We start from the raw sequence: 25,150 nt of genomic DNA on the forward strand, positions 1-25,150 counted from the left end.
CCCGAGATCGCCGGCGGTGGGCAGCGACTGTTCGACGATGGCCTGCCAGCTTCGAAGTGGATGCTCACCCACCAGCAAAGCGGCGAACTGGGCGAGATCGCCATGGTCTACGACCGAGTCCGCTAAGCGCCTGGCCTAGCTGGTGCCGGAACTGTCCGGCACCAGCCGCCCCGCCATCAGCCGCCCGATTCACGAGCCGGCTGCGGCCGAGGACACCTTCACGACCACCGTCGCCCGTACCCCACTGGTCGCGCACCTCGATGAGGGCGAGCCTGCATGCAGCGGCCCCGGCGCCGCTTCCAGCCTGGCTGGCCGAACGCCTCAGCTCTCCACCGCCGTTCACGTCGAGCATGTCTGCGGGGGCTGTGCTGGCCACCTGCGGTGGAGATCAAGCTGCTGCATACGCCCTTGCCGCACTGCGCGGCGAGGTGGAACGGGTCTTGGACGCCGCACCCGGCACCCGCAACGACACGCTCAACATGGCCGCGTTCGCCCTCGGGCAGCTCGCGGCAGCCAGCCTGCTACCGCGTCACCTCGCTGAGGCATGCCTGCACAACGCCGCCCAGGCCATCGGGCTCGGGTCTCGCGAGGCATTCGGCACTATCCGCTCCGGACTCGACTCCGGCCAGCGTCGGCCCCGGAGGACAGCCGCTTGACCACCACCACCCGGCACACAGCCGAATCCATCCTGTCCACCGCGGACGCCGCCGCCCAGCTCACCGAACTTCACAACGCGGCACCGGCCTGGGAGACACCCTCGCTCGGGCAACGGGGCGAACTCCCGGCCTTCCCGGTGCACGCCCTCCCGGCGTGGGTCGCCGAGCACATCAGTGCGGTGGCCGAGGAGACCCAGACGCCGCTCGACCTGGCGGGCTGCGTCAGCCTGGCGGCCCTGTCCACCGCCGCCGACGGGCGCGCGGTCGTCAACGTCCGGGGCTCGTGGGTGGAGCCCGTCAACCTCTTCGTCCTGGTCGCCATGCCACCCGGATCACGCAAGTCCGCCGTGTTCCGCGCCATGACCACACCGCTGACCCGTGCCGAGAAGATCCTGCTGGACCGCATCGGCCCGCAGATCACTGAAGCGGAGGTATCCCGTCGGCTGGCCGTCGAAGTGGCCGAGAAAGCCGCACGAACCGCCGGAACGGCACGCGGCGAAGCAACGCCAGAAGCCGTCGCCGAGGCCCAAAGCGCCGCGCTGGCCGTGGAAGACATCACGATCCCAGTCAAGCCGCGCCTCATGGCCGACGACATCACACCCGAAACGGCAGCAAGCCTGCTGGTCGAGCAAGGCGGACGCCTGGCCGTACTCAGCGCAGAAGGAGGAATCTTCGCCACGCTCGCCGGCCGCTACTCCGGCGCACCCAACCTGGACCTGTTCCTCAAGGGACATGCCGGAGACCCGCTCATCATCGACCGCCGAGGCCGCAGCGAACGGGCGGACAACGCGGCCCTGACCATGGGACTCGCAGTGCAGCCCGAGATCGTCGCCGACATCGCGGGCATGCCCGACTTCCGCGGCAAGGGACTGCTCGGACGCATCCTGTACAGCTTGCCCAAGAGCAACGTCGGCTACCGGCGCGTCGACCCGCCACCCGTACCCGAACACATCGCCGCCCGCTACGACGCCAACCTGCAACGCCTCACCATCGGCATGTACGAGGGGGACGACCCAGCACGCCTCACCCTGACGGCCGAAGCTGCCGAGATCTTCACCCAGCACCGCCGCGCCACCGAGACCCGGCTACGCCCGGACTCCGGAGACCTCGGCCACATCACCGACTGGGCGGGCAAGTTCGACGGCGCGATCATGCGCATCGCCGGCCTCATCCACCTGGCCGCCGACGTCGACTCTGCCTTTCGCCGCCCGATCAGCGCCGACACCGTCAACGCCGCCATCGCACTGGGCGGCTACTTCGCCGCCCACGCCCTGGCCACCTTCGACGCCATGGGCGCCGACCCCGACCTCGAAGCCGCCCGCACCGTGCACGCCTGGCTGCATCGCACTGGTACGGAGCGCTTCACCGTCCGCGAGGCGTTCACCGCCCTGCCGCGCAATCGCTTCCGCAAGGTGAGCGAGCTGGAGACACCGCTCGACCTGCTGGAACAGCTCGGCTGGATCCGCCGCGAGCCAGAACCACCACGCACCGGCCCCGGCCGCCGGCCTTCGCCCGCCTACACCGTCCACCCCTGCCTGCACGACCCGAACCACACAGGGATGCGCCCATGAAGCCCACCGCCATCAGCATCGCCCACGCCAGCAACCGCACCGGCATCTGGATGACCGTCCCCGAGCTGCTCACTGAACTCGACGTCAAACGCCGCACCTGGCAACGCTGGCGCGCCCTCGGCGTCGCCCCACGCTGCCACCGGCTACCCAACGGCGAGCTGCGCATCAAGCGCCGCGACTTCGAATCCTGGCTCGACTCCCTGGCCGAAACCCGGAGGGCAAGCTGACCGCAAAGAGCTACCGCGTACGCATCTGGAAGATCTCCACCAAGAAGACCGGCGGCCGCCCGCACATGGTCCGGTGGGTCGTCGAAGAGAAGGTGTTCACCGAACTCTTCACCACGTGGGAACTCGCCGACAGCTTCCGCGCCGAACTCAAGAGGGCCGCCCAGAACGGCGAGGCGTTCGACACCGAGTCCGGCATGCCGGACTCCCAAACCCGTGCGCAGAACGCTATGACGTGGTACGCCCACGCCTGCGACTACGTGGATGCCCGATGGCCCAAGGTCTCCGGCAGACAGCGCATCTCGATCGCTGAATCCCTTACGGCGGTGACCCCGCTCCTGGTCCGCGATCGGCGTGGCGCACCTGACCCGCGTGTACTGCGCTCAGCGCTCTACCATTGGGCGTTCAACAAGCAACACCGCGACACCGACAAGTCCGACGACGTCGCCGAGGCACTCAACTGGATCGCCAAAGCATCCATCCCGGTGACCGAACTCGCCGGCTACGACCGCATCACCAGCGCGCTGGACGGATGCGCCCGCAAGCTCGACGGCACCGCCGCCTCCGCCAGCTACTACAGCCGCCGCCGTCGCGTCCTGTTCAACGTCCTGCGCTACGCGGTGTTCAAGAAGCGTCTCGCCAAGAACCCGCTCAGCGAAGAACTCGACTGGAAGGCCCCCGAGGCCGAAGTATGCGAGGAGATCAACCCTTCCGTCGTGGCCTCTCCTGAGCAGGTACAGGAGCTGCTCACCGCCGTCAGCTACGCCGGATGGCGGCGCGGGGATCGGCTCGTCGCGTTCTTCGCCTGCATGTACTACGCGATGATGCACCCCAGCGAGGTAGCCGCCCTGCGCCTGGAGGACGGCACGCTACCCGAGAAGGGATGGGGACAGCTCCTGCTCAGCGGCTCAGCACCGACTGTCGGTAGCAAGTGGACCGACAACGGCCAAGCTCATGAGCACCGCGGCCTCAAAGGCCGCCCACGTAAGGCCAAGCGGATCATTCCCATCCCGCCACAACTAGTGTCCATCCTCCGCGACCAAACCCGGCGCTATGGCGTTGCACAAGACGGCCGGCTCTTCCGCACCGAACGCGGCGGCACCCTCTACAAGTCCGGCTACGTACGAACCTGGAAGACCGCCCGTGCGCTGGCGCTACCGCCAGCGCTGGCCGCCTCCCAACTCGCCAAGCGACCTTACGACCTCCGTCATGCTGGCGTGTCGCTACGTCTGAACGCGGGTGTCCCGGCGACACAAGTAGCTCAGTGGGCAGGTCATAGCGTAGAAGTGCTGTTGAAGATCTACGCCAAGTGCGTTCAGGGGCAAGACCAGGTGTGGCGCAGGGTGCTAGACAGCGCACTTGGTGAGGCTGGCACGGAAGCCGATCACGATGAATCGAAACCCGAGAATATCACCTGATGACTCCCATAAGCGGTACAGAGGCCAACTCTTGAGGGTTGGCCTCCTCGCTCGCCATGGGAGGAATAGGCACATAGCCGGTCTGCTGCGCGCAGTACTTGAACAGAATCAATATACGCTCCATGTCGGGGCCGCCAACATCTGCGTTTAGAGACTTTCATCAGAAGGACGCCTTGACTTCGGACAGCCACTCCAACAGTCTGAGGTGATGCTTCTTTTGCCACGCGCAGCGGGCGATGATATCCGTTAACATGTTGACAGTGAGGGCCTTATCCAGCTTGGCGAGCTTCTTTGTCAACACAATGAGCTCATGGATATTCTCTTTGCGTTCCATCACCATCTCAGATATGACTGCGATGGCGCGTAGCTGATCGAGTTCCATTAGATAGTCCGAAGCGTGATCGCGATGAATGATGTTCATTCGGCGACTCATAGACAGTTCCGCGAACACGTCCACAGCGCGAAGAGGGTCGAGCTCGATCACTTTCTTGGAAAGTCTGAAGCGGTATAGAGGGCTAATTCTTGGACTCTTGAGCACTATGCCCAATATCTCCACCGCCGATGAGATATCGACGGATGCGAGACTCTCTGCGGCAGTTATTGTCTTCGACAGATTTTGTTCGTTGACCATCCCGCGCAGCGTGTGAGTCATCGAGTTGCGGACGTCGTCGCCCAAATTGACGCCATCACGAATCAGTTCGGCGATCCCGGCAGCCGAGCTGTAGCTTGTGGATAGCTCCAACATCAAATCATGCAGCTCCGGTGGGCTGCGATCCTCCTCGATCCATGCAGCAATCAGAAAGCGATCATATGAGGTAAGATGCGGGAGGAACTGAAGGGTGTCTGCACGCGAGAGCCTGCGGAACTCATCTTCGCTAGCGTGTGCATCACAGGCAGCATGTCTGGCGGCTAGGAATTCACCCAAGGTTTGGTGAACAAAGTTGAAGTCATCAGCTCTAACGATTACTAGGCCCGTGCGTCGCAGCACCTGCGCTATTAGTGAAGCCCACCTGCTTGCCGGCATGTCCTTGGGGCGGAGGTCGACGATGTTTGCTTTGACATGTTCCAACGAGTGAGAACCGCGTACATGCTTATGCCGCAGAGCTAATTGTCCTAGAGTGTCCAGCAGTCGCCCTGGGAGATCATCAATTGCAGCGGCAGATTGGCCTCCATAGCGCCGTAGTTGTGTGATGAGCTGATTATTGATTCCGGCCCAGGAGTGATCGTAGAACCTGTCTTTCAGTAGCTCGTAGAACCGCTGGTAAGCGGTATACCTACCTCTCGGAAGAGGATGCGCGGGGTCGGCTGCGTGCAGTTGGCAGAGGATGGTGGCCATGAGCGGATTTCTCACCAGCTCGCGCAGACGGCCGCGAATAACTTGATCCATGAAAGCTGCTACAGCTGGCGCGGGCTCGGGTATGCAGGCTGCGTCCATCCACCCTCTGACAAATGCGGGAAGTTTGTTCTCGTCAAGAGGGAGGAGTTCATACCTGTCCGCAGGGCCACTTTTTCTTTCCAGTCGGCCTATTGCAACATCCTCGTCAAGGATTGCCAGTTCGGATTCCGGTAACGGCCTGCTTCCTATTATGAATTTATAGATGCCGTACTTGTTCACATTTAAGGACTTTAGTACCCGAAGACGTTCGTCGACATCCGAAATCTCATCTAGGCCATCAATAAGGATCAGCCATCGCGCTCCCGAGTGAGGCGGTCTTCGGAAAAAATCATCAGAGGGTACAGTGTAGTTATGGCCCCTTAGCTGCTGACTAACCGCATCGGCTACTTGCTGTGCGAATGATCCTGGCTGCGTAAAGATGTATGCTGGAAGATAAACGGGAAAAAGGGGCTTCCGCTGGTACTGTTCGTCTGTGGATGACATAGCTTGAATCGCACCAGCGCGTGTCGACCGCCTAGATTTTTGTGGGGCCTGCGCACTGTCTTTGTCGAGAAGCTGTCCTGTCAGCGTGATGACTATCATGCGCAGAAGGCTGGACTTTCCTGCACCCGGCCCGCCGAGAAGCCAGGTCATGGAAGCGTCGCCTCTGATAATTTCCTGGGCTGGTCGTTTATCCCATGCAATCTTCGGTCGATCAGAGTTGTCAAGTTTATCAGAAGGTCGGGGCTCGACATGCTGTCGGACATAAACCTGAGACAGCGGAGGGAGCGTAGCCCCTGGAAGTACTGCGGGATATGGATGTTCGACCGAGACGAGGCGCGTCACATTCAGAAAGTCAATCAGTTCTTCGGGTAGATCGGCAGTAAACGCTGGTGCTCGATCGGCAGCGCTATATGCCGCTTGTTTCTTTGCAGCCTCCCATAGCCCCCTAAATTCACTTTCCTTTTGAATCAGCCAATTGCGGTTATTTGATCCATTGCTGGATGTTCTCCGCAGCAATGCGCGCGTGAACGCCCACATATCGCTGAACTCATTTGGTATCAGCCCTTGCGCCATCCATCCCGACACGGTTTGCGCACGCAAGTTTGGGCCGTTTCCTCCGTCATGAATCTCGTTGAGGACCTTATTCCTGCTGTACTGGCCCGCAGCCTTAGCTAGTTCCTCAAGACGGACAAGTTCGCGATGCAGCGAATGACTGCTGCGCGACTTGCTCACCTACCCTCACCTGACCGGTCTATCCGAACCATCCGACTGCCCATGCCCGTCGAACACCCCACGACCTGCTGTGATGCCGCCAGAGTCTGACCTGTACGACTTTCGTGGCTCTCTTGTGCCGTCTGCCCTTGACTGAGATTTCACCAGCAACCCCTTGGAATGGGAAGGGCTCGGATGGATCCGGTAGTACTGGCCGCTGCGACGACCGTCGGTGTGGTCCTGATAGTCGCAGTTGCGGCAACAGTGATGGTTTGGCTTGCGCTCGGCCGAACGAAGTCGGCCGATATTCCCGCGGTACTCGACGGTGTAGCCATCGTGATCCGCGCCATCCTCGGGAAGAAATGACACAAGCCAGTTGTGACGGTGGGCCATGAGCCGTCTGTAGTGGGTGAGCTGTCCACGTCTCGCTCCGGTCCTCACCACCATGACGATCCGTCTTCCAGGGAGCTGGTTCGATCAACCTCAGAGATCTTGCTGGCCTCTGGCGCAGGACGACCGACATGCGTGGGCGCGGCGACGGAGTCTGGGGCTGCGCGCCGTGATCGGTACGCGTCTGGTACGTGATCATGGGCACATGCTTGCCAACAGTCGCATCGGGTGGCATACCCGGAACGCAGAAGGACCTGCGTTTCCGCAGGTCCAGGCGCATTTTCCGGTGAAGATCGTGAGTGCCCCCTGTAGGATTCGAACCTACGCACCCGGCTCCGGAGAGGATTGCAGGTTCATTTGCCAAGAGTGTGTCGACCTGGGAAAACTTCCCCTACGCCGTACTGTCAGCACATGGTTGGTCCACAGTAGGTCCACGGCTCGCACGACGGAACTGTGATGAGGCCGACTGACGCTGCCCCAGCTCTTGGAATATCTGGCCTATACAACCGGGCAACCTTCAGCTCTAGCGAAGGGATATGGTTACCAACCATAACGCAGCGGCGCACGCGAGGATCCCGTAGGCGTATGACCAGCGGTCGAGGCGACCACGATGAAAGGCCAGTACTACTGCCGTCACTGCGACCACAAGGCTAAACGCTTGCTCCATCGGCCACCGTTGCGCCGCTGCCACAAGTACGCCAAGAACGGCGAAGACGCCCGCGAGAGCTGTCCAAAAGGCGATATCGACGCGAGGCTTGGGCGCGAGGCGGCGTCGGCCACAAAGTCGCAAGTAGGCTTTGAGATTTGGCACCTCCGCAAACCTGCGAACGCCACGACCAATATCAAATGCCCATACCGGATCTTCTCCTTCAATCCAAGTCCCTCCCCACGGCTCTGCGCGAAGAAGTTCCCCGACGCAGGGTAGGAGTTCGTCGCCTCCACTACGGTCCAGAAGATTGAACGCGCAGAAGTCTGCCGCAGTAAGCTTGGGTGCATCCCCTGGGAAGGCGGGCTCGAATTCCCTTTCCCGATCGGCGGCTTGACGGATGGCCCTGAGGAACAGTTCCAGGACACGCCTTCTCTCACCGACAGCTTCTACACCAGCGGCTGTCACGCCGATCAGTGCGTCGTCCTCGATCTGTCCATCGATAGGCGCAGGCGTGATCGTGAACAGCTCCGCAGGCAGAGCTGAGAGCCACTCGACACTGAGGGAGTGATCCCGGTACAACGCCCGGTCCAGCTCACGCACCGTCGGCCGGCAACCTTGGGTTCGGATATGACCCCAGACGAGGCGCAGCACGACGTCTCGTGGTGCGATGGACTCCGACATGGTGAGGTATCCGTTCGTGGTGTTGGGTCCTGAGAGAGTACTGTAACGACTGCGACGGCGGTACACTTTACAACACGAAGACTAGGGGAACCGATGGATCGCGGCGGGAAGTCGGACATGCCAACGGAGGCCCTGGCGACTCTTGCCAGCGAGCTCAATAGCCTGCGGACGGCCGCGGGCGCTCCGTCTCTCCGCAAACTCGCTGACATGACCAACGGTGTGGCTAGCCACACCACGGTCGCGGCCTCCCTCAGCGGTCGCGTGCTTCCCCGTTGGGAGGTTGTACAGCGCATCGTGGAGGCAATGAACGGCGAAACTGCCCGGTTCCAGCAACTGTGGAGGGACGCAGCTGAGGCATCTCGTGCACTTTCAGACGAAGGTCGCAGAGACGCAGAGTATGTCGATCGCTACCGCAAGTACGTACAACGAAGATATGAGTCTCTGCGGCCAGCCCTTCTAGGACCTCGCCTAGATGTTGGCCTACGCGACATCTACGTTGCCCCTACGATTACCGAGTGCTCTAGTGGGGCATCCGCGAAAATGTCGCCCAAGGATTTTGATAAGCAGATTGGTAGGACACTGCTAATAGGATCTCCGGGCGGAGGAAAAAGTACTCTGTGTGAATATCTAGCGTATTCACGCGCTGCATCGGATAGTGACGTAGCATTCCTGCTGCCACTCCGAGACCTCGTCCTCTCATCGGGTCTTACTCCGCGCATCACGGCACTTATTGAACTCGAACTGGAGGCAGCTCTACAGGCAGATCCTCCACAAGGGTTTGTTGAGCGTCTACTTCTCAATAGTTCGCCCTTGATCATATTCGATGGACTGGATGAGGCCAGTTCCTCCCGGGAGGCATCGCGATTTCCCGCTATTTTGGACGCATTCATTGCGCAATATCCAAATGTCCGCATACTCCTCACCTCTCGTCCCATGGTATTTCAATGGCTAGGGCACGGACTAGCGGGCTTTTCGCGTTTTCTTCTGGAGGAGTTCAATGACCAGCAGACTGCAACCTTCGTGCGGGGCTGGTTTGCGTCTGCAGGTGAACAATATGGTCGAGATCGAGGAGAGGAATTTCTCCGCCAGATCACGATGTCCTCTTTGATCAAACCGAACCCTCTGCAACTCACGCTGGCGTGCTCACTAACAACAAATCAGGCTGAGTCTGAACTGGTCAATGTGAGACTTGTGGAGTCGCTGCTTGCCTTCTCGGGCGCGGAGTCCAAGAGTGCCCTAGAAAGCTTCTCCGAAACTTCTATAGGTGTGGACAATTCTGATCGCCCGCTCCGTAGCAGCAATGATCTACTTCCGAACGCTACTAGCGTGGCCGGGGAGATTTTGCAACAGTTCCAGCACGCAGATACTCAGAGCCAGGATGCTAGAGAAGCCGCGCATCATCGGCCGCTGCAGATTCGGCACATTGAGCAGGCTTTAAGAGAAGAATTCGGTCAATTGCTCGACGTTAGCGACGTTGAGTCACACTCAGACTGGGAGACAATACTTCTCAGTCGTGCACTTGCGGCTCTGGTTATACAACAATACCTTGGTCGTAAGAGTGAGGTGGCGGCCGCCCAAGTCGTGGATGGTCGTGGCGACTGTGGCATTGATGCCCTTGCAGTTTCTGACGATCGACCCGAGATTATTGTCGTTCAAAGCAAGTGGGGGAGGTTTCGAAGTGGAGGGTTCAACCTCGCTGACGTATTGAAGCTTGAATACGCCCTCAACCGTCTGATCTCGTCTGATTATAGCTTTCTCAGTCCGAAGATTCAGGACGCTGACAAACTAGAAGCCGCGCTGGCCAGCCCTGACTGTACGATTAGGCTGGTCTTGGCGGCTCCAGGGGAGAGTGCCTTGCATCCTGGCGCGGAAGCCGCCCTCCATCGCATGGCTCGGGACTTCAATGCTTTGGGCGACATCCTGACCTACGATCTCTGGGATGCCCGAACGATATGGCAGGTTGTACTAAATAGGCGCCGAACGGAGATCACTATCTCCGCCAGGATGGCCGACTATATTCATGCGGCCGAGCCTGTGGAGGCATATCTAGGAACCCTGGCGGTTGCAGATGTTGCCGAATGGTATAGGGGGTATCGCGACCGCCTTTTTCCTGAAGATATTTCGGCGACGCTCGATCGAGATCACATTCGACGTCTCACCGAGGCTATAATTGCTCACCCTGAGCATTTTTGGTACTCCAATAATGGCATCACTATACTTTGTGAGGACGTGCGGCGACATTGGAGCCCGGGTCCTCGTGGACGCTTCGGCCTTGAGCTGACAGGAGCGTGTGTCATTAATGGAGCGCAGACCGTTACGGCGATCCATGCCGCAATGCAACTTTCGCCTGGTGCGGCAAGTAAGGCCTACGTACCCATCAAGATCATCACAGCAAAGGATGCTCCAAGCGATTTCGAAGACATACTTGCTGCATATGTTTGATGCGGTGCAGCGTTATGGCCTAGGGCTTTGATTATCGCTCCGGGCATTTAGTGGTTATCTAGTGGCTGCTTGGAGCAAAAGCTCGCATGTCGAGTTGCAGGAATTCGAATGCTGGATTTTAGTTAGCGTGATGTTGCGGTATCGGACAGGGCGAATCTGGGCCTGGCGGTTGCCTCAAAGTGTTGGGCCCTCGACTATCAGTTCAACGCAATCGCTGCGTAGAACGCGGCGATGCTTACGGGGTCCCGGCGTTATTTCAAAGACAGGTACACCTTCTGGCATGCCGCCGAACTCTCGCAGTTCCCCAGGCGTCGCCAAGTCCCGCCGCTCGTCTGGCGTCGGCATGCGGGCGATCACTCGGGCCCCAGCGGGGACGTGATACGGCTCTCGGGACGGCTCAGTGGCCACCATGGACCCCCGCTTGCGGACTGTGGTGATTCGCCCCTCGGCCCGCAGGTGCGCCAACGCGTCGCGGATCGTGTCCCGGCCCACCTCGTACAGCTGCGCCAGCTGGGACTCTGAGGGCAACCACGCTCCCGGCTGGTAGCGGCCGGCGGTGATGTCGTCGCGGATCGCGCTGGCGACCTGGCGATACACCGGCACCCCGGAGCTGTAGTCGATCACAACACACAAGTCTCACGCGGCTATGTTGCCATGAGCCTTGTGGCCATGAGCCCCTAGAGTTAACGTGGGCAAACGTCAGCCTGGGAGGATTTTTGGCTGACGTCCCTGCCCAATACAACACGGGGAGATCAATCCCGCATGACTTCCATACTCGGTATCTCGCCTCACGACCTACGCGGCGCGTTCAGGCGCTTCTACGTGTGGCGCGACCAGATCGGCGTCTGGCGGGCGAGGCCGCTGCCCAAACTGACCGCCGATGAGATCGGCTATGGCATCAAGCCGCAGCTCGAAGCAGACACACTCCTGGAGCTCGCCTTCGCGTGCGCATGGCAGCGATGCCGCCGTAACGTCTTCCGCTACCTACAGGAGTACGCCGCAGAAGTGCCGAGTGGCCGTGTCGGCTCCTGATGCGCCCGTACTGCGCTGGGAACCTTATCTGCGCCCTCGGACGGACCACATTCGGATCACTGAGACGTCGTGCTGCGGCGTGTACGAGTGGGCGGATCAGGGTGGGCAGTTCCTCGTTCTCCGAGCTGCGCCTATCGAGGGCTACGAAGAAGCCGGTAGGGGACGCTACAAGCACGCGCGTGAGATCTGGATGCTACTCATCGCGGAGTTTGAGAAGGAGCACGAATGCAGAGACCCGGCCGATCTTGACATCGAATCCAGGTGGCGTGGTGGCACGAGGCCGGCCAAGAGGCGGCGGCCTGTACGGTCACCCGCATCTGGCGTAGGCGCTGCTCCGGGGGATGCGTAGAGCGTCACAACCCTTGTGGATCGCGCTCGGAGCCTCTCAACGGAGACTTGTTAGCCATCCTGGCGCCACATCGCGTCCATAGCTCGATCGAGGGGAAGACTCCAAGAAGGCGTGAAACCGCGATACATCGCAGGTCCTGGCCTGTCCGCCCTACCCTAGAGACGATGTGCCTCGGCGAGGGAGCGCGATGAGCAAGGCGAAGGATGGCCCCACCTACATTCGGATAGCCGAGGATATCCGCCGTCGCATTCGCGAGGGAGATCCCCCCGCTGGTGGCATGCTGCCCTCCGAAGCGGTCCTTGCTCGCACGTACGGCGTGGCACGAGGAACCGTACGCCAGGCCGTCTTCGAGCTGGAGCGCACGGGACTGGTGGTCAGCCAAGCAGGCCGCGGACGTTGCGTGGTAGGACAACTGCCACCCGGAGGCCGGCGCACAGCCGCGACCCAGTACGAGACGATCGCCGAGGCGATTCGCAAGCGCATCGAGAGCGGCGACCTCCCGGCTGGTCAACAGCTACCAGGTGAAGCAGCGACCGCGGATGAGCATGGCGTCTCGAAGGGGACTGTCCGACAGGCGTTCCAGTTGCTTGCCTCTGAGCAACTGATCGCCTCCGTCCACGGAAAGGGGTGGTTCGTCGGTGGGCCCGATCATGCGCACACGCGCGCTGATGACGTCGCTGCTGCCCTACGGCAGGACATAGCCAGTGGTCAGTTCGCCATAGGTGCCGTGCTCCCCGGAGAGAATGCACTGGCCCAAGAGCGAGGGGTTGGCCGTATCACTGTCCGGCGAGCGTTCGCGCTGCTAGAAGCAGAGGGGATAGTCGAGAAGCGCGCCGGTAGAGGCCGCGTGGTCAAGACGCAACCAAAGGGCTCCTAGTGACCGTGTTCCAGTCAGCCGCAGTCCCCTTTACCTCTCACGAAGCACATGCGACCCTTCGTGACGCCTGCCGGGTCGCCGGCCTCGCAAGCGACGACGCGCGGTTGATCCGCCTCGGAGAGAACGCCCTGTTCGTTTTGGCCGTCGAACGCGTCGTAGTGCGAATCGCCCGGAGCGTGGACGTCCTTGATGACGCCCGCAAGGAGGTAGCCGTGTCGGCCTGGCTGCACGAGGCGGGGCTACCAGCGGCGCGGACGACTCACCACGCTCAGCCTCTCATCGTCAGAGACAGGCCCGTGACTTTTTGGCACTTCATCGAGAACGATGGTGGTTCCGCAGCTCTGGTCGACCTAGCCGAGGTCTTGCGCGTTCTCCATCAGCTGTCTGTCCCTGCAGACCTGGCGCTCCCGGAGATCGACATCCTTGGGCGTGTGGCGGAGCGTATCTCCTCGACCGAGGTCCTTTCGGATGAGGAACGCCGGTTCCTGCTGAGAAAGGAGCGGGAGTTGCGGACGGCGTACGAGGCCCTGAACTTTCCCCTCGCTGCCTGCGCCGTCCACGGTGATGCTCACTCCGACAACCTCATCAAGGCCACCGACGGCACCATGGTGCTGATCGACCTTGAGCGTTTCGCATTCGGCCCTCCCGAGACCGATCTCGCTGTCACCGCCATCGAACACAGCCTGGGTTGGGGCACCTGTGCTGAGTACGATCAGTTCGCTGAACGGTACGGATTCGATGTCCTGACCTGGGAGGGCTATCCCGTGCTCAGGGACATCAACGAGTTGAAGATGACGACCTGGCTGATGCAGAACGTCAGCGAGGACGAGGCCATCGCAGACGAGTTCCGCAACCGTCTCTTCTGCCTTCAGAACCCCGATGTACCTCGGCAGTGGCGAGCTTTCTAAGTTCCGAGTGACGGGTATTTCTCGGCAACCAGAGTGTTGAAGGCCTCGACCGAGGCTTCGCACTCGTAGCCCACGAGATCGGTTCTGAGGTCTCGGATGTACCGCAGGTAGCGCTCGGACTTGAGTGGCCCGGCCAGATTGATGGCTTCAAGCGCGACCATGGCGGCCCTCGCCGGCTGTCCCATGTGGCCGTAGCTCGCCGCCTGCACCAGGCGGTCGAAGGCGAGCGTCCGCACGTACATCGGGTCGCAGAGATCGACAGCCTGGCCTACGAACTCCATGGCCTGTGACGGGATCCTGAGGTCGCGGTAACAGTGCGCTCCCTCGCTGGCCAGTTCTGCCGCGTCGAAGTATCGAGACCACGGCGGGTCGTCGTCCACGCTGCGCTTGCTGAAGAACTTCTCTGCCTGGAGCAGGGCGCGGGCGCACTGAGCCTCGTCACCGTTGCCTGCGTGGGCTCGTGCTTCCATCGCGTAGAACAACGCCATGGGTGTGGCGGTGGCTACGTCCTTGCAGCCCTCCTGGGCGGCGCGGGCGAGCTGGATGGCCTGGTTGTACCGGCCGAGGTAGTTCGCTTGATGGCTCATGTCGGCGAGCAGCAGGCCGCCCATCATGCGGTCGCCCGAAGCCTGTGCGAGGCGCAACCCCTGGAGGAAGTACCGCTGCGCGAGGCCATGCCGTCCGAGGTCATATGCCGTCCAGGCAACCAGTTCGGTGATCTCCGCAGCTGCCTCGTACAGCGAGCGTCCTACGGGCTCGCTGAACTTGCCATCGAGCATTGGTACGACTTCGCGGTTGTAATACTGGATAAGAGCAGTTCGGGCGTGCCCTCCGCCGAACTGGAAACCCATGTTGGCGAAAATCTCTGTGGTCGCACGGATTGCGTACACGTCCCACTCGCCAACGGATGGCCGAGCATTCTCTCTTCCTTGGAGAGGCTCAGGACGCGACAACAACCACGCGATAAGGGACTCTCCCCAAGCGTCCGGTACGACGACGGATTGCAGGGCAACAGGATCGTCAGCTAGGTCTCGTCGGGTAAGGCCCAGCAGCAGACTTCCGACCTCAGAGATGCCACCGCCATGGGCGAGTGTGGCCTCAAGCGTCTCCGGGGTGACGACGCCGGCCAGGCCGACATCGTCCAACGAGAACGTCACGCCAGCCTTCCGGCTGAGGGCCTCGGCGATGAACCGTGCAGTGGCCGGCCGAGGCTGCACGCCATCAAGCCAGCGCTTGACGTCCACATGCGTGCAACTCACGCTTATGCCGTCTTCGTCGGCAATTTGTCGTACTCGTGAGGCAAGTCCCGAATTTGAGCAATCTGCGCGTCGCATAGCCTGTGCCAGCGCCACATTGGGCATTCGGGACACTTTCACCTCCGCATATCCGAGCCTTCGTAATCATGGCGTGGACGGGGCTTCCGCGGCGCGAATTCCATAAATCTGCGGTGCGCGTTTCTCCAGGTCGGGGGCCAGATCACCCCCGTAAAGCACCCCCTGTGCATTCAGTCCCGGGGGCGATCACGGTGTTGGCGGAGCGCGCCGCGAGGAAGGCTTGAGTCAGCAGGAACGAGCGAGGCGAGACCCGCAGGAACCCAAGACAGTCGGTGCCTAGGACTTGACTCTCCGTAGCTGTACATGTTCTATGTCTCTTAGAACCTGTTCGCAGATTCTCGAACCGAAGGGCTCAACATGCTTGTCCGTCCACGAAAGGTGCTCCCCACCGTCCTCACGATCTGCGCCGCCCTCTACGCCCTGAAGGACCCCGAGGGCGCGGCGACCATCGTCAAGGCGGCGGCACACCTGGTCATGAGCGCTTCCGAGTCATTCGCACGGTTCGTCCAGACCGTCAGCAACTAACCGCAGGAAGAGAGACCCACCAGTGGCACACAACGCCAACCGCCCGATCCACCCGGCGCGCATGTCGCTCGCCGAAGTCGAAGCAACCTGGCGCGTGGACGGCGAAACGCCGCTTCCCGAATGCACCTACGACCCCGAACTGCACACCGGCCCTCGACTCACGATCGAGACCACCGAGGAACGCGCCGCCCGCGAGGCCGTCGCCCGCGAGGTCTGCGCCACCTGCCCGGCCCTGCTGTTCTGCGAGCTCTACGCGCTGGAGACGCGCCCGGCCTCAGGCATCTGGGCGGGTCGGACGCCTGCAGAGGTAGCCGAGCACGCCGCCGAGCTGGAAGACCTGGAGGTGGCCTGATGACAAGCCGCATCCGCGCCCGCTTCTGGGACCCGACCGGCGACCGGTACAGCATCCCCACCTACCCGTGGAAGATGGCCCCGCCTCACCTGCTCACCCTTCGCCAGCTCACCGCCGAAGGGCTGCGCCCTGGCGGCCAGGGAGTCCAGGCCCAAGTGCTGTGGTGCTCCCGCCGCTACGGTGCGCCCGGCGTTCGCGCCGCCTACCTGTACGACGTGCGGTTCGCCCTGCCCAAGCGCACCGCGACCCTCCGCCAGCGCATCGCCCTGTTGAAGGCGAACGCCGCCCGCCGTACCTGCCCAGACTGCCTGACGGATGTCGGGTACGTGCTGCCGCGCCACCTCGGCACCTGCCTCGACTGCGCGGAGGAGGTAACCGCATGAACGTCTGCCACACCGCACCCCGCCCCCTCACCGAGGGTGAGCGGACAGCCGTAGCCGTCACAGCCGCCGTCACCGGCGCGCTCGGCCTGATCGGGTTCATCAACAGTTTCGAGCGCGTCGCACACGCCGCCGGCCCTTCGTTCGGCTGGTTCGCCTGGACGGTCCCGCTCGGCATTGACCTGGGCATCGCCGTGTTCTCGGCACTCGATATCGTGCTGGCCCGCCTCGGCATGCGGGTGAGCTGGCTCCGGTTCATCCCATGGGCACTGACCGGCGCGACGGTCTACCTCAACGTGGCCGCATACCTCGACGCCCCCGGTCATACCGACTGGTTCGCGGTTGTCGCTCACGCACTACTCCCCCTGTTGTGGGTCATCGCCATCGAGGTCGGTGCCCACGTCATCCGTAAGCGCGCCGACCTGGCCAAGCCCGATCACATGGACGGGATCCGCCGCTCACGCTGGCTACTCGCGCCGATGGCGACCGTCGCACTCTGGCGCCGCATGGTGCTCTGGGAGATCTGCAGCTACCCCGAGGCCCTCGGACACGAGCGCGAACGCATCCTGGCCAAGACAGAGCTACAGGACCGGTATGGCCTGCTCTGGCGCTGGAAGGCCACCCGCCGCGAGCGAGCCCTGTACTACCTCGGCGAACTCACACCCAAGAACATCCCGATGAAAGCGGAAGCCGTACGTATCGATCAGGAGAACGTCCCCCCGTCCTTGCCGCCCGCCCCGCGCAAGCGCCCCGTCCCCAACCGCACTCGTGCCAAGAAGACCCCGCCGCCGACGCCGAACGTGGGCGACCTCGTCCCCCTCGGACGCCGCATCGCCGCTGACCTCAAGGCACAAGGCGAACCCCTGACCCGTGACCGCCTCCGAGACGCCATCCGCCGCCAAGGACAAAGCATCTCGACCGACCGCGCCGGAGCGCTCCTATCGCACCTGAAGAGGGAAGGTCCCGCGGACCAGATGCCGCCTGTACGCGAAGACGAGGCCGCCTGATGACCCTGAGCATCACCGACACACACATGACCTCGGACGACTGCCCGAACGTGGCCGAACTTAGCGGCCGCCGCTGGAGCGTCACCGGCTACCCCGGACGAACCTTCGACCGCAACCAAGCCATCACCGCCATGCTGCTGGCCGAACTACTGACCCAGCGCCAGTTCCCGGAGGACCGTACCAAGCTGCTCGCCGCCAGTTGGCGCGCCGAACTCGGCATCACCGAAGCGGACGGACCGCACACCCCGACCGCCACCGACAAGCCCGCAGACCGACCGGACGAGCAGCGGTCCGGCCGCGCATCGTTCCTGACCGCCACATGGGGCGCGGCCTCATCCGCCAAGACAACGACCGCGCCCCAGGACCCCGCGACCAGCAAGTCAAACGAGGTGCACACATCATGACCCACCAGCAGGACAACCCCAACCACGAGGACGACAAGGACCCGAACCGGTCTGTCGGTCCGGACCACGAGAACGGCAAGGACGCCGACATCGTCCACCTGGACGCCGCCCGCGCGGGACGTCAGTCTCAGACTCCCGCCGACCGGTCCGAGCCGGACGCCGAGGACAGCCCCGCGAAGGCGGACGGACCGGTCCTGGAAGGCGCGGTCGTCCGGGTCGACCAACCCGGTCCGACCGCAGCGGACTGGCGGGCCGCCCTGGAGGCCAAGGCGCGCAGCCGACAGCCGATCGTCCCGCTGTGGCTGCGCTCCCGGACGGAGGCCGTCGAGACCGTCGAGTGGATCGGCCTCCACTACCTGCACGTGGCCGGATACCAGGTCTGCCGGGTACCGCTGTACGGCGGACGGCTGACCGCACGCGCCCCGCGAGGGTTCCTGCGCCTGGTGGGTGGCGTCATCAAATGGACCTTCGACCTGGAGGGCGAGCCGGTACGACTGGCCGCCGTCCAGAAGGCCGATCCTGAGGCGTACCTGAAGCTCAGCAGGCAGCGTGACTCCCGCGTACGGCTACGCACCCTGGTCTTCATCGCCGCCCTCGTCACGCTGCTGATCGCGGGCGTCATCGTGGCCGATCAGACGGACCCCGTGCAGTGGATGGCGCTCGCGGTCGCCATCGCCACGCTCGGCATCCTCGGTAAGCCCGCCGACCGCCCGCTGATCAACCGCGCGGTCGTATCGTCCACGGTAGAGAAGCTCACCAGCGACATCGTTATCCGCTCTCTGACCGTGCTCGGCATCGCTGGCATTAACCAGGCCATCGCCAAGAACCCCAAGGACGCCATCCGGTTCGTCGCCCCGATCACCCGTGACGGCCCCGGCTGGCGAGCGGACATTGACCTGCCGTACGGCGTGACTGTGGCCGACGTAATGGACAAGCGCGACCGCATGGCCTCGGCCCTACGCCGCCCGCTGGGCTGCATCTGGCCCGAGGGCGACTCGACCATCCACGAGGGACGGCTGATCCTTTGGGTGGGAGACAAGGACTTGTCCAAGACCGTCATCAAGTCTCCGCTGCTCAAGGCCAGCTCTCACGACGTCTTCAAGGGCATCCCGTTCGGCTGCGACCCGCGAGGCCGCGCCATCGTCATACCAGTCGTTGAGCAGAACATCCTGATCGGCTCACAGCCCGGCCAGGGCAAGACCGCCTCGGTTCGGGTGCTGGCCTCCGGCGCGGCCCTCGACCCGAGCGCCGAACTCTGGATCCACGAACTCAAAGGCACAGGCGACCTCGACCCGCACGAACAGAACTGCCACCGCTACGTCTCCGGCATCGAGGACGAGGCCATCGGCTACGCCGCCGACTCTCTGACGCTGCTCCGCAAGGAGGTCATGCGCCGCGCCGCCGCCCTCAAGGCCCTGCCGCCCGACCTGTGCCCGGACAAGAAGGTCACCCGGCAGATCGCCGACAAACGCTCACTGGGACTGCATCCGCTGGTCGCCATCTTCGACGAATGCCAGAACCTGTTCGCCCACGCCGAGTACGGCGACAAGGCAGGCGAGGACGCCGAGTTCATCATCAAGCTCGGCCGCGCCCTCGGCGTGATCCTCGTGCTGGCCACCCAGCGCCCGGACAAAGACAGCCTGCCCACCGGCATCAGCGCGAACGTCACCATCCGGTTCTGCCTGCGAGTCGCCGGCCAGCTCGAAAACGACATGATCCTCGGCACATCCGCCTACAAGAACGGCATCCGCGCCACGGTGTTCCAGCCCAAGGTGGACGCCGGTATCGGCTACCTGCTCGGCGCAACCCCGATGCCCAAGGTGGTGCGCACCGCCTACCTGGACACGCCCGCCACGCAACGCATCGCCGACCGCGCCCACGCGCTACGGGCCAACACAGGAGCACTGAGCGGGCACGCCCTCGGAGAGACGCCCGAGCAGCACGCACCCACCTTCGACCTGCTCGCCGACATCCTGGCTGTGGTCCCGCCATCCGAGGCCAAGGTCTGGAACGAGGCAATCGTGGATCGCCTCGCCGAGCTGCGGCCCGACATCTACGGCCCGTGGGCGCGCCTGGAGGGCGGCGCAAAGACGGCCCAGCTCACGACCGCGCTCAAGCCGTACGCCATCAAGACCATGCAGGTCTGGGGCACGCCCGAGAGCGGCGGCAAGGGCGCGAACCGCATCGGCGTAGCCCGAGACGACATCACCACCGCCATCACACACCGTGATCGCGGTAGAGGGTCCAGCGCCGCTTCCTAAGGCCCCGATCGCCTCTAGACCTAGAGGCAGACCCCTCTAGGTCTAGAGGCCCGCCTAGAGCCCAAAACGGCACTCGAACTGCTCTCTAGCACCTAGACCCTGACCTGCGAGAACCCTGAAAACGGCCCTGGAGGCCCACATGGCTACTGTCCTCACTCTTCTAGCAGTCTGCCTACCGTCACTCACTCTCAGTTACATCATCGTCTGCCTGGCGTGGCCCTGGGGCCGCTGCATCCGATGCCGCCCCGGCGGCAAGAACCGCACGTGCCGCGCCTGCAACGGCACCGGCATGCGGCCCCGCCTCGGCTGGCAGCTCTACGTCTACCTCCGCCGCCTGTACCGCGACGGCACCCACTGACCCACTTCCACGGAAGGAAACCCGCCATGTCCGGCGAGACCACCATCACCATCATCGGCAACCTGACCAACGACCCCGAACTCCGCTTCACCCAGACTGGTACGGCCGTCGCCACCTTCACCATCGCCTCAAGCCCACGCACCTACAACAAGCAGCTTGAGCAGTGGGAAGACGGCGAGGCCCTGTTTATGCGCTGCTCGGCCTGGCGTGACCTCGGCGAGCATGTCTGCGAGTCGCTCACCCGAGGTATCCGCGTCATCGCCTCTGGACAGCTCCGGATGCGCACCTACGAGGCCCACGAGGGCGAACACCGCACCGTCTTCGAGATGACCGTGGACGAGATCGGCCCGTCCCTGCGCTTCGCCACCGCCAAGCCCGCCAGAGCGGCCCGCAAAGCCCCTACCAGCCACCACGGCACCGCGCCAGACGTATGGGCCACCACCGCCGCAACGGGCGACAAGCCGCCGTTCTAGCCACGCCCACGCATCACCGGGATACGGCCTCGGCGACCAGCCGCCAAGCACAACCGCCGAGGCCACCCACCCCGATCACGAGGAAAGGCACTGCCAGCATGACACCGACCGGCATCCGTCCCCACCGCTTCATCCGAACGACCGCACCGCGCCCACACCTGGAGGACCTCAACCACCTCGGCCGAGGTCGGCTCACGCTCGACGCGCGCGCCGCCACCCCATTGGACGCACTCATTCACGTCCCTGCCAAGGGCTACCGCCTCCGGTTCCTTGCGGCCAAGGAGGCGTCCAATGGGGTGGCCTGACCTGACCCGCGCCGCTCTTCAGGCCGCCGCCCGTGGCTGGTATGTCTTCCCGCTCACCCCGCGCGGCAAGAAGCCGTTGCGCGGCTTCACCAACTGGGAACAGCACGCCACCACCGACACCGACCGGATCGCCGCCTTCTGGCCGCGCCAGCCGTACAACGTCGGCATCGCCTGCGGCCCGTCCCGCCTGGTCGTGATCGACCTCGACCAGCCCAAGCCTGGCGAGCACCCGCCCGCCGGCCTTCCCCAGCATCACCCGCAGAACGGAGAGCACGTCTTCCGCCTGCTGTGCGCCGAGCACGACCAGCCGTACCCCGACGACACCTTCACCGTCCGCACCCGGCGCGGCGGCACGCATCTCTACTTCACCCCGCCAAAGGGTCTACGGCTACGCAACAGCGCAGGCCACAAGAGCGGCCTCGGCTGGCTGATCGACACCCGCGCCTGCGGCGGCTATGTCGTCGGCCCTGGCAGCCACGTCATCCAGCGGGACGGCACTGGCCTTTACGAGATCACTCGCGACCTACCACCCGCACCGCTTCCGGCCTGGCTCGCCGAAGCGCTCACACCCGCCGCGCCGCCCTCGATGAGCGCCGCCGATCTGCTGGCCAGCCTGCCCGATCACCGTCTGACCAAGTACGGCGAGGCCGCGCTACGCGGCGAGGTCGAACGCGTGGCCGCTGCCCAACGCGGCACCCGCAACCGCGCGCTCAACACCGCCGCCTTCAACCTCGGCCAGCTCGTCACACGCGGCGTGCTGCCCGCCGAGGTCGTCATCACCGCCCTCCAGTCCGCAGCTGAGACCGCGAACGCCGAAGGCGATCCGAACCCGCCTCGCGAGATCGCCGCCGTCATCGCCTCGGGCCTGTCCGCAGGCATGAAAGCCCAGCCACGCCGTTGCAGGGCCGCATGAACAACAGCCAAGGAGCACCAGCCATGAACGACCACACACTCGCCGGCGCCGCCCTGCTCGACCGGCTACGCGCCGCGCTCACCCGCTACGTCATCTTGCCGAGCCCTGAGACCGCCGACGCCGTCACCCTCTGGATCGCCGCCACCCACGCCCAGCCCGCATGGGCGCACGCTCCCCGGCTGGTCATCCGAGGCCCCGAGAAGCGCTGCGGCAAGTCCCGACTCCTGGACGTAGTGGAGGCCACCTGTCACGAGCCGTTCATCACCGTCAACTCATCCAGCGCCGCCGTCTACCGCTCCATCACCGAAGACCCGCCAACCATGCTCGTGGACGAAGCCGACACCATCTTCGGCCCCAAAGCCGACGGCAACGAAGACCTCCGTGGCCTGCTGAATGCCGGACACCAGCGCAACCGCCCGGCCAAGCGCTACGACGCCGCCACCAACCGCGTCGAAAACATTCCGACCTTCGCCATGGCCGCACTCGCCGGCATCGGTGCGATGCCCGACACCATCGAAGACCGCGCCGTCGTCATCCGCATGCGCCGCCGCGCCCCTGGCGAAACCGCCGCTCCCTACCGGCACCGACGGGACCGGCCCGCCCTCCGCGACCTGGCCACCGACCTGAATCTGTGGCTCCGCGCTGACCTGTCCGTCTTGGAAGGGGCAGAGCCCAGCATGCCGGTAGAGGACCGCGCCGCCGACACCTGGGAACCTCTCGTCATCGTTGCCGACCATGCGGGTGAGAACTGGCCAGATCGCGCCCGCTCCGCCACGTTGATGCTCACCGCCGAGGCCGACGACAACGACCAGAGCTCGGCCCGTGTACGGCTGCTGACCAATTGCCGGACCGCCTTCGGCTCAGAGACCGCACTTCCTACCGCCGTGTTGTTGGAGCGGCTCAGGAGCGACCCTGAGAGCGAATGGGGAGAGTGCGGCCCGGCCGGACTGACCGCGATGAAGCTCGGCACGATGCTGCGCGAGTACGACATCCGCTCAGGCAACATCCGCTTCCCCAACGGCCAGCAGGCCAAGGGCTATCAGCGCGCCGACTTCGCCGACGCCTGGGCGCGCTACTGCCCCAGCCTCGGCCCCGTCCCAGAGGCCGACGTCGTACCGATCGAGAGGGACAACCGTCCCAGCCGTCCCAGCCTCGTCAGCGCAGGTCAGAGCGGGACGGCTCCGATGGCCGGGACGGCATGACCCGTCCCACCAAAACAAGCCGTCCCAGGCTTGACCTGCGGAAATGACCCTGGGACGGCTGGGACGGCTCCCCCCGCCACACCCACCCGTTAGCCCCCTCGGCGACCAGCCGCCAAGCACAACCGCCGAGACCATCCACCGCACCGATCACCATGCCCGAAAGGCAGCCACCACCATGCCAACGCGCCCCAAGACCATGCTCACCATCGCCGAAGTCCTCGACGAGATCGACGTCCCGAAATCCACCTTCTACCGCTGGCTCAACACCGGCCGCGGCCCAAGGTCCCTGAAACTCCCCAACGGCAAGCGCAAGGTCCGCCGATGCGATCTGGACGCCTGGCTCATCACCTTCGAGCAGAGCGCAGCCTAGGAAGGGGCGACATGCAGACCCACGACGTCGTGATCTGGAGCATCCGCAACCGTAAGGGCCGCGCCAAGCCGTACCAGCTTCGATGGAAGGTCGGCACAGAGCCGAAGTCCAAGGCGTTCCTCACCAAGGCGCTCGCGGATAGCTTCCGCGCTGACCTGCTCAAGGCCGCGAAGAGGGGCGAACCCTTCGACACACTCACCGGCCTGCCCGCCTCCATGACGAGGACGGAAAAGGCTGCTCTGAGCTGGTATGACTTTTGCCGGAAGTATGTGTGCATGCGGTGGAAGGGTGCCGCTGCCAAGACCCGGGAGAGCATCGTGGACAGTCTCACGGTCGCCACCTTCGCCCTTCTGGCCGGCGAGGCCGCTGGCCTCTCCAAGAAAGAGATCAGAGCCGCGATGCAGTGGGCTCTCATACCGCGCCAGGTAGACGAGCCGGCCCCGTCTCATCTCGACTACGCAATTCGCCTGCTCCAAAAGGGCACCATCAACGTGAGCGACCTCGCAGACCCCATCGTGGCACGCGAGGTCTGCGAGAGACTCACGCTCACGCGCGACGGCAAGCGCGCGGCAGCCGACACGACGGCCCGCCGACGCCGCGGCCTCAACACCGCTCTTGAATACGCGATCGACCTCGGCGAGTTGACCGAGAACCCACTCAAGCGCGTCAAGCAGAAGAAGGTGGCCAGGGACAACACCGTTGATCGGCGATGCGTGATCAACCCCGCCCAGGCCCGCGAACTCCTCGTGAGCCTCTCCTACGTCGGCAGTTGGCATCGCGCACGAGGACGCCGCCTCGTGGCGTTCTTCGCCACGCTGTACTTCGCCGGCCTCCGCCCAGCCGAGGCGATCGCGATCAGAGAAGCCGACTGTTTTCTGCCAGAGGAGGGATGGGGGCTGCTCACTCTCGAAGTCACCCGTCCGAGCAGCGGCAAGCAGTGGACCGACAGCGGGACCGTGCACGACCAGCGCGGGCTCAAGCAGCGAGGGGAACGAGAGGTCCGGCCCGTGCCGATCCCGCCTGAACTGGTGCGCATCCTGCGGGCTCACCTCGAAGAGTTTGGCACAGCCATGGACGGCCGATTGTTCCGCAATGAACGCGGTGGCGTCCTCGGCGCTTCGACTTACTCGCGGGCCTGGGAAGAGGCTCGCCGCTTCGCCTTGACCCCGCAACAAGTCGTCTCACCCCTCGCTGGCAAGCCCTATGACCTGCGCCACGCCGCCCTGTCGACGTGGCTCAACGCAGGTGTTGACGCAACGGTGGTTGCGGAGCGCGCAGGAAATAGCGTGGAGGTCCTCCTCAAGCGGTACGCCAAGTGCCTCGACGGGCGCGACAGCCAGATCAATCGCCGGATCGAGGCTGCGCTTGAAACATGATCGAGGCTAACCGGTAGGAGTCTGAACCACGCGCTCAAGCGGTGAGGGCCAGCGAAGAGGCGGAACCCCGATGCGCGACTGGAGACCCCGGCCAGGCCCAACG

Annotated in this window: 25 protein-coding genes; 21 read left to right on the forward strand and 4 right to left on the reverse strand. The window is 63.7% G+C overall.

Annotation, left to right across the window (positions count from 1 at the left end):
• Positions 1-440 precede the first annotated feature (440 nt).
• From LDL49_RS53340 to LDL49_RS53355, 4 genes are all read left to right on the forward strand, one after another.
• Positions 441-656, forward strand: coding sequence for a hypothetical protein (locus LDL49_RS53340; protein ID WP_225302625.1), 216 nt, complete (start codon positions 441-443; stop codon positions 654-656).
• Positions 653-2,227 (forward strand): YfjI family protein, encoded by a 1,575-nt coding sequence (locus tag LDL49_RS53345; protein ID WP_225302626.1) that lies wholly within the window; start codon positions 653-655, stop codon positions 2,225-2,227. The genes LDL49_RS53340 and LDL49_RS53345 overlap by 4 nt, the downstream gene beginning before the upstream one ends.
• A complete protein-coding gene (locus tag LDL49_RS53350) occupies positions 2,224-2,454 on the forward strand; it encodes a helix-turn-helix transcriptional regulator (protein ID WP_225302627.1) in 231 nt (76 codons plus the stop codon). Before LDL49_RS53345 ends, LDL49_RS53350 begins: the two co-directional genes overlap by 4 nt.
• A 92-nt stretch (positions 2,455-2,546) precedes the next feature.
• Positions 2,547-3,869: a tyrosine-type recombinase/integrase gene (locus tag LDL49_RS53355; RefSeq protein ID WP_225302628.1), complete on the forward strand. Its 1,323-nt coding sequence runs from the start codon at positions 2,547-2,549 to the stop codon at positions 3,867-3,869.
• Positions 3,870-4,029: 160 nt separating this feature from the next.
• Here the strand turns inward: LDL49_RS53355 and LDL49_RS53360 are convergent, their stop codons facing one another.
• Positions 4,030-6,480: an NACHT domain-containing protein gene (locus LDL49_RS53360; RefSeq protein ID WP_225302629.1), complete on the reverse strand. Its 2,451-nt coding sequence runs from the start codon at positions 6,478-6,480 to the stop codon at positions 4,030-4,032.
• Between the two features lie 174 nt (positions 6,481-6,654).
• On the opposite strand from LDL49_RS53360, the gene LDL49_RS53365 reads away from it, so the two are divergent.
• Entirely contained in the window at positions 6,655-6,825 is a 171-nt protein-coding gene (locus LDL49_RS53365; protein WP_225302630.1) for a hypothetical protein, read from the forward strand.
• A 547-nt stretch (positions 6,826-7,372) separates the two neighbouring features.
• On the opposite strand, the gene LDL49_RS53370 is transcribed toward LDL49_RS53365, so the two are convergent.
• Positions 7,373-8,179, reverse strand: coding sequence for a hypothetical protein (locus tag LDL49_RS53370; protein ID WP_225302631.1), 807 nt, complete (start codon positions 8,177-8,179; stop codon positions 7,373-7,375).
• A gap of 540 nt (positions 8,180-8,719) precedes the next feature.
• On the opposite strand from LDL49_RS53370, the gene LDL49_RS53375 reads away from it, so the two are divergent.
• On the forward strand, positions 8,720-10,621 hold the full coding sequence (locus LDL49_RS53375) for an AIPR family protein (RefSeq protein ID WP_225302652.1): 1,902 nt from the start codon (positions 8,720-8,722) through the stop codon (positions 10,619-10,621).
• A gap of 174 nt (positions 10,622-10,795) precedes the next feature.
• Here LDL49_RS53375 and LDL49_RS59620 read toward each other — a convergent pair whose 3' ends face one another.
• On the reverse strand, positions 10,796-11,245 hold the full coding sequence (locus tag LDL49_RS59620) for a GntR family transcriptional regulator (RefSeq protein ID WP_372470725.1): 450 nt from the start codon (positions 11,243-11,245) through the stop codon (positions 10,796-10,798).
• Between the two features lie 138 nt (positions 11,246-11,383).
• Here LDL49_RS59620 and LDL49_RS53385 point away from each other — a divergent pair, with 138 nt between their 5' ends.
• The 3 genes from LDL49_RS53385 to LDL49_RS53395 all read left to right on the forward strand — a co-directional run bounded on the left by LDL49_RS53385 (position 11,384) and on the right by LDL49_RS53395 (position 13,787).
• Positions 11,384-11,653, forward strand: coding sequence for a hypothetical protein (locus tag LDL49_RS53385; RefSeq protein ID WP_225302632.1), 270 nt, complete (start codon positions 11,384-11,386; stop codon positions 11,651-11,653).
• 536 nt (positions 11,654-12,189) lie between these two features.
• Positions 12,190-12,879, forward strand: coding sequence for a GntR family transcriptional regulator (locus LDL49_RS53390; protein ID WP_225302633.1), 690 nt, complete (start codon positions 12,190-12,192; stop codon positions 12,877-12,879).
• Complete coding sequence (locus LDL49_RS53395; protein WP_225302634.1) at positions 12,879-13,787, forward strand: aminoglycoside phosphotransferase family protein; 909 nt, start codon at positions 12,879-12,881, stop codon at positions 13,785-13,787. The genes LDL49_RS53390 and LDL49_RS53395 overlap by 1 nt, the downstream gene beginning before the upstream one ends.
• On the opposite strand, the gene LDL49_RS53400 is transcribed toward LDL49_RS53395, so the two are convergent.
• Positions 13,784-15,148 carry an NsdA family TPR-like regulatory protein gene (locus LDL49_RS53400; protein WP_504854027.1) on the reverse strand — a complete coding sequence of 455 codons (1,365 nt, stop codon included), beginning with the start codon at positions 15,146-15,148 and terminating at the stop codon, positions 13,784-13,786. The genes LDL49_RS53395 and LDL49_RS53400 overlap by 4 nt on opposite strands.
• A 330-nt stretch (positions 15,149-15,478) precedes the next feature.
• Here LDL49_RS53400 and LDL49_RS53405 point away from each other — a divergent pair, with 330 nt between their 5' ends.
• The 12 genes from LDL49_RS53405 (at position 15,479) to LDL49_RS53460 (ending at position 25,047) form a co-directional block, all read left to right on the forward strand.
• Entirely contained in the window at positions 15,479-15,646 is a 168-nt protein-coding gene (locus LDL49_RS53405; RefSeq protein WP_225302636.1) for a hypothetical protein, read from the forward strand.
• A 22-nt stretch (positions 15,647-15,668) separates the two neighbouring features.
• Complete coding sequence (locus LDL49_RS53410) at positions 15,669-15,998, forward strand: WhiB family transcriptional regulator (RefSeq protein WP_225302637.1); 330 nt, start codon at positions 15,669-15,671, stop codon at positions 15,996-15,998.
• Positions 15,998-16,381 carry an RRQRL motif-containing zinc-binding protein gene (locus LDL49_RS53415; RefSeq protein WP_225302638.1) on the forward strand — a complete coding sequence of 128 codons (384 nt, stop codon included), beginning with the start codon at positions 15,998-16,000 and terminating at the stop codon, positions 16,379-16,381. The genes LDL49_RS53410 and LDL49_RS53415 overlap by 1 nt, the downstream gene beginning before the upstream one ends.
• On the forward strand, positions 16,378-17,385 hold the full coding sequence (locus tag LDL49_RS53420; protein ID WP_225302639.1) for a DUF2637 domain-containing protein: 1,008 nt from the start codon (positions 16,378-16,380) through the stop codon (positions 17,383-17,385). Before LDL49_RS53415 ends, LDL49_RS53420 begins: the two co-directional genes overlap by 4 nt.
• Positions 17,385-17,789: a hypothetical protein gene (locus LDL49_RS53425; RefSeq protein ID WP_225302640.1), complete on the forward strand. Its 405-nt coding sequence runs from the start codon at positions 17,385-17,387 to the stop codon at positions 17,787-17,789. Before LDL49_RS53420 ends, LDL49_RS53425 begins: the two co-directional genes overlap by 1 nt.
• Complete coding sequence (locus tag LDL49_RS53430; protein ID WP_225302641.1) at positions 17,786-20,050, forward strand: P-loop NTPase family protein; 2,265 nt, start codon at positions 17,786-17,788, stop codon at positions 20,048-20,050. Before LDL49_RS53425 ends, LDL49_RS53430 begins: the two co-directional genes overlap by 4 nt.
• A 139-nt stretch (positions 20,051-20,189) precedes the next feature.
• Positions 20,190-20,408: a DnaJ-like cysteine-rich domain-containing protein gene (locus LDL49_RS53435; protein WP_225302642.1), complete on the forward strand. Its 219-nt coding sequence runs from the start codon at positions 20,190-20,192 to the stop codon at positions 20,406-20,408.
• 26 nt (positions 20,409-20,434) lie between these two features.
• Entirely contained in the window at positions 20,435-20,881 is a 447-nt protein-coding gene (locus LDL49_RS53440) for a single-stranded DNA-binding protein (protein ID WP_225302643.1), read from the forward strand.
• A gap of 291 nt (positions 20,882-21,172) precedes the next feature.
• Positions 21,173-22,099: a bifunctional DNA primase/polymerase gene (locus LDL49_RS53445; protein WP_225302644.1), complete on the forward strand. Its 927-nt coding sequence runs from the start codon at positions 21,173-21,175 to the stop codon at positions 22,097-22,099.
• A gap of 23 nt (positions 22,100-22,122) precedes the next feature.
• On the forward strand, positions 22,123-23,301 hold the full coding sequence (locus LDL49_RS53450; protein WP_225302645.1) for a DUF3631 domain-containing protein: 1,179 nt from the start codon (positions 22,123-22,125) through the stop codon (positions 23,299-23,301).
• Positions 23,302-23,476: 175 nt separating this feature from the next.
• A complete protein-coding gene (locus LDL49_RS53455; RefSeq protein ID WP_225302646.1) occupies positions 23,477-23,671 on the forward strand; it encodes a helix-turn-helix transcriptional regulator in 195 nt (64 codons plus the stop codon).
• A gap of 11 nt (positions 23,672-23,682) precedes the next feature.
• On the forward strand, positions 23,683-25,047 hold the full coding sequence (locus tag LDL49_RS53460) for a tyrosine-type recombinase/integrase (protein WP_225302647.1): 1,365 nt from the start codon (positions 23,683-23,685) through the stop codon (positions 25,045-25,047).
• The last annotated feature ends 103 nt before the right edge of the window (positions 25,048-25,150 follow it).

It is taken from the genome of Nonomuraea aurantiaca (assembly GCF_020215705.1).
Lineage (GTDB): Bacteria > Actinomycetota > Actinomycetes > Streptosporangiales > Streptosporangiaceae > Nonomuraea > Nonomuraea aurantiaca.

Excerpts from the sequence above, each read along its gene's own strand:
- LDL49_RS53440 (WP_225302643.1), top strand. The coding sequence starts at position 20,435 with ATGTCCGGCGAGACCACCATCACCATCATCGGCAACCTGACCAACGAC.
- LDL49_RS53415 (WP_225302638.1), top strand. The coding sequence starts at position 15,998 with ATGACAAGCCGCATCCGCGCCCGCTTCTGGGACCCGACCGGCGACCGG.
- LDL49_RS53375 (WP_225302652.1), top strand. The coding sequence starts at position 8,720 with ATGTCGCCCAAGGATTTTGATAAGCAGATTGGTAGGACACTGCTAATA.
- LDL49_RS53455 (WP_225302646.1), top strand. The coding sequence starts at position 23,477 with ATGCCAACGCGCCCCAAGACCATGCTCACCATCGCCGAAGTCCTCGAC.
- LDL49_RS53420 (WP_225302639.1), top strand. The coding sequence starts at position 16,378 with ATGAACGTCTGCCACACCGCACCCCGCCCCCTCACCGAGGGTGAGCGG.
- LDL49_RS53370 (WP_225302631.1), bottom strand. The coding sequence starts at position 8,179 with ATGTCGGAGTCCATCGCACCACGAGACGTCGTGCTGCGCCTCGTCTGG.
- LDL49_RS53460 (WP_225302647.1), top strand. The coding sequence starts at position 23,683 with ATGCAGACCCACGACGTCGTGATCTGGAGCATCCGCAACCGTAAGGGC.
- LDL49_RS53365 (WP_225302630.1), top strand. The coding sequence starts at position 6,655 with ATGGATCCGGTAGTACTGGCCGCTGCGACGACCGTCGGTGTGGTCCTG.
- LDL49_RS53350 (WP_225302627.1), top strand. The coding sequence starts at position 2,224 with ATGAAGCCCACCGCCATCAGCATCGCCCACGCCAGCAACCGCACCGGC.
- LDL49_RS53405 (WP_225302636.1), top strand. The coding sequence starts at position 15,479 with ATGCTTGTCCGTCCACGAAAGGTGCTCCCCACCGTCCTCACGATCTGC.
- LDL49_RS53430 (WP_225302641.1), top strand. The coding sequence starts at position 17,786 with ATGACCCACCAGCAGGACAACCCCAACCACGAGGACGACAAGGACCCG.
- LDL49_RS53385 (WP_225302632.1), top strand. The coding sequence starts at position 11,384 with ATGACTTCCATACTCGGTATCTCGCCTCACGACCTACGCGGCGCGTTC.
- LDL49_RS53435 (WP_225302642.1), top strand. The coding sequence starts at position 20,190 with ATGGCTACTGTCCTCACTCTTCTAGCAGTCTGCCTACCGTCACTCACT.
- LDL49_RS53390 (WP_225302633.1), top strand. The coding sequence starts at position 12,190 with ATGAGCAAGGCGAAGGATGGCCCCACCTACATTCGGATAGCCGAGGAT.
- LDL49_RS53400 (WP_504854027.1), bottom strand. The coding sequence starts at position 15,148 with ATGCCCAATGTGGCGCTGGCACAGGCTATGCGACGCGCAGATTGCTCA.
- LDL49_RS53425 (WP_225302640.1), top strand. The coding sequence starts at position 17,385 with ATGACCCTGAGCATCACCGACACACACATGACCTCGGACGACTGCCCG.
- LDL49_RS53450 (WP_225302645.1), top strand. The coding sequence starts at position 22,123 with ATGAACGACCACACACTCGCCGGCGCCGCCCTGCTCGACCGGCTACGC.
- LDL49_RS53445 (WP_225302644.1), top strand. The coding sequence starts at position 21,173 with ATGGGGTGGCCTGACCTGACCCGCGCCGCTCTTCAGGCCGCCGCCCGT.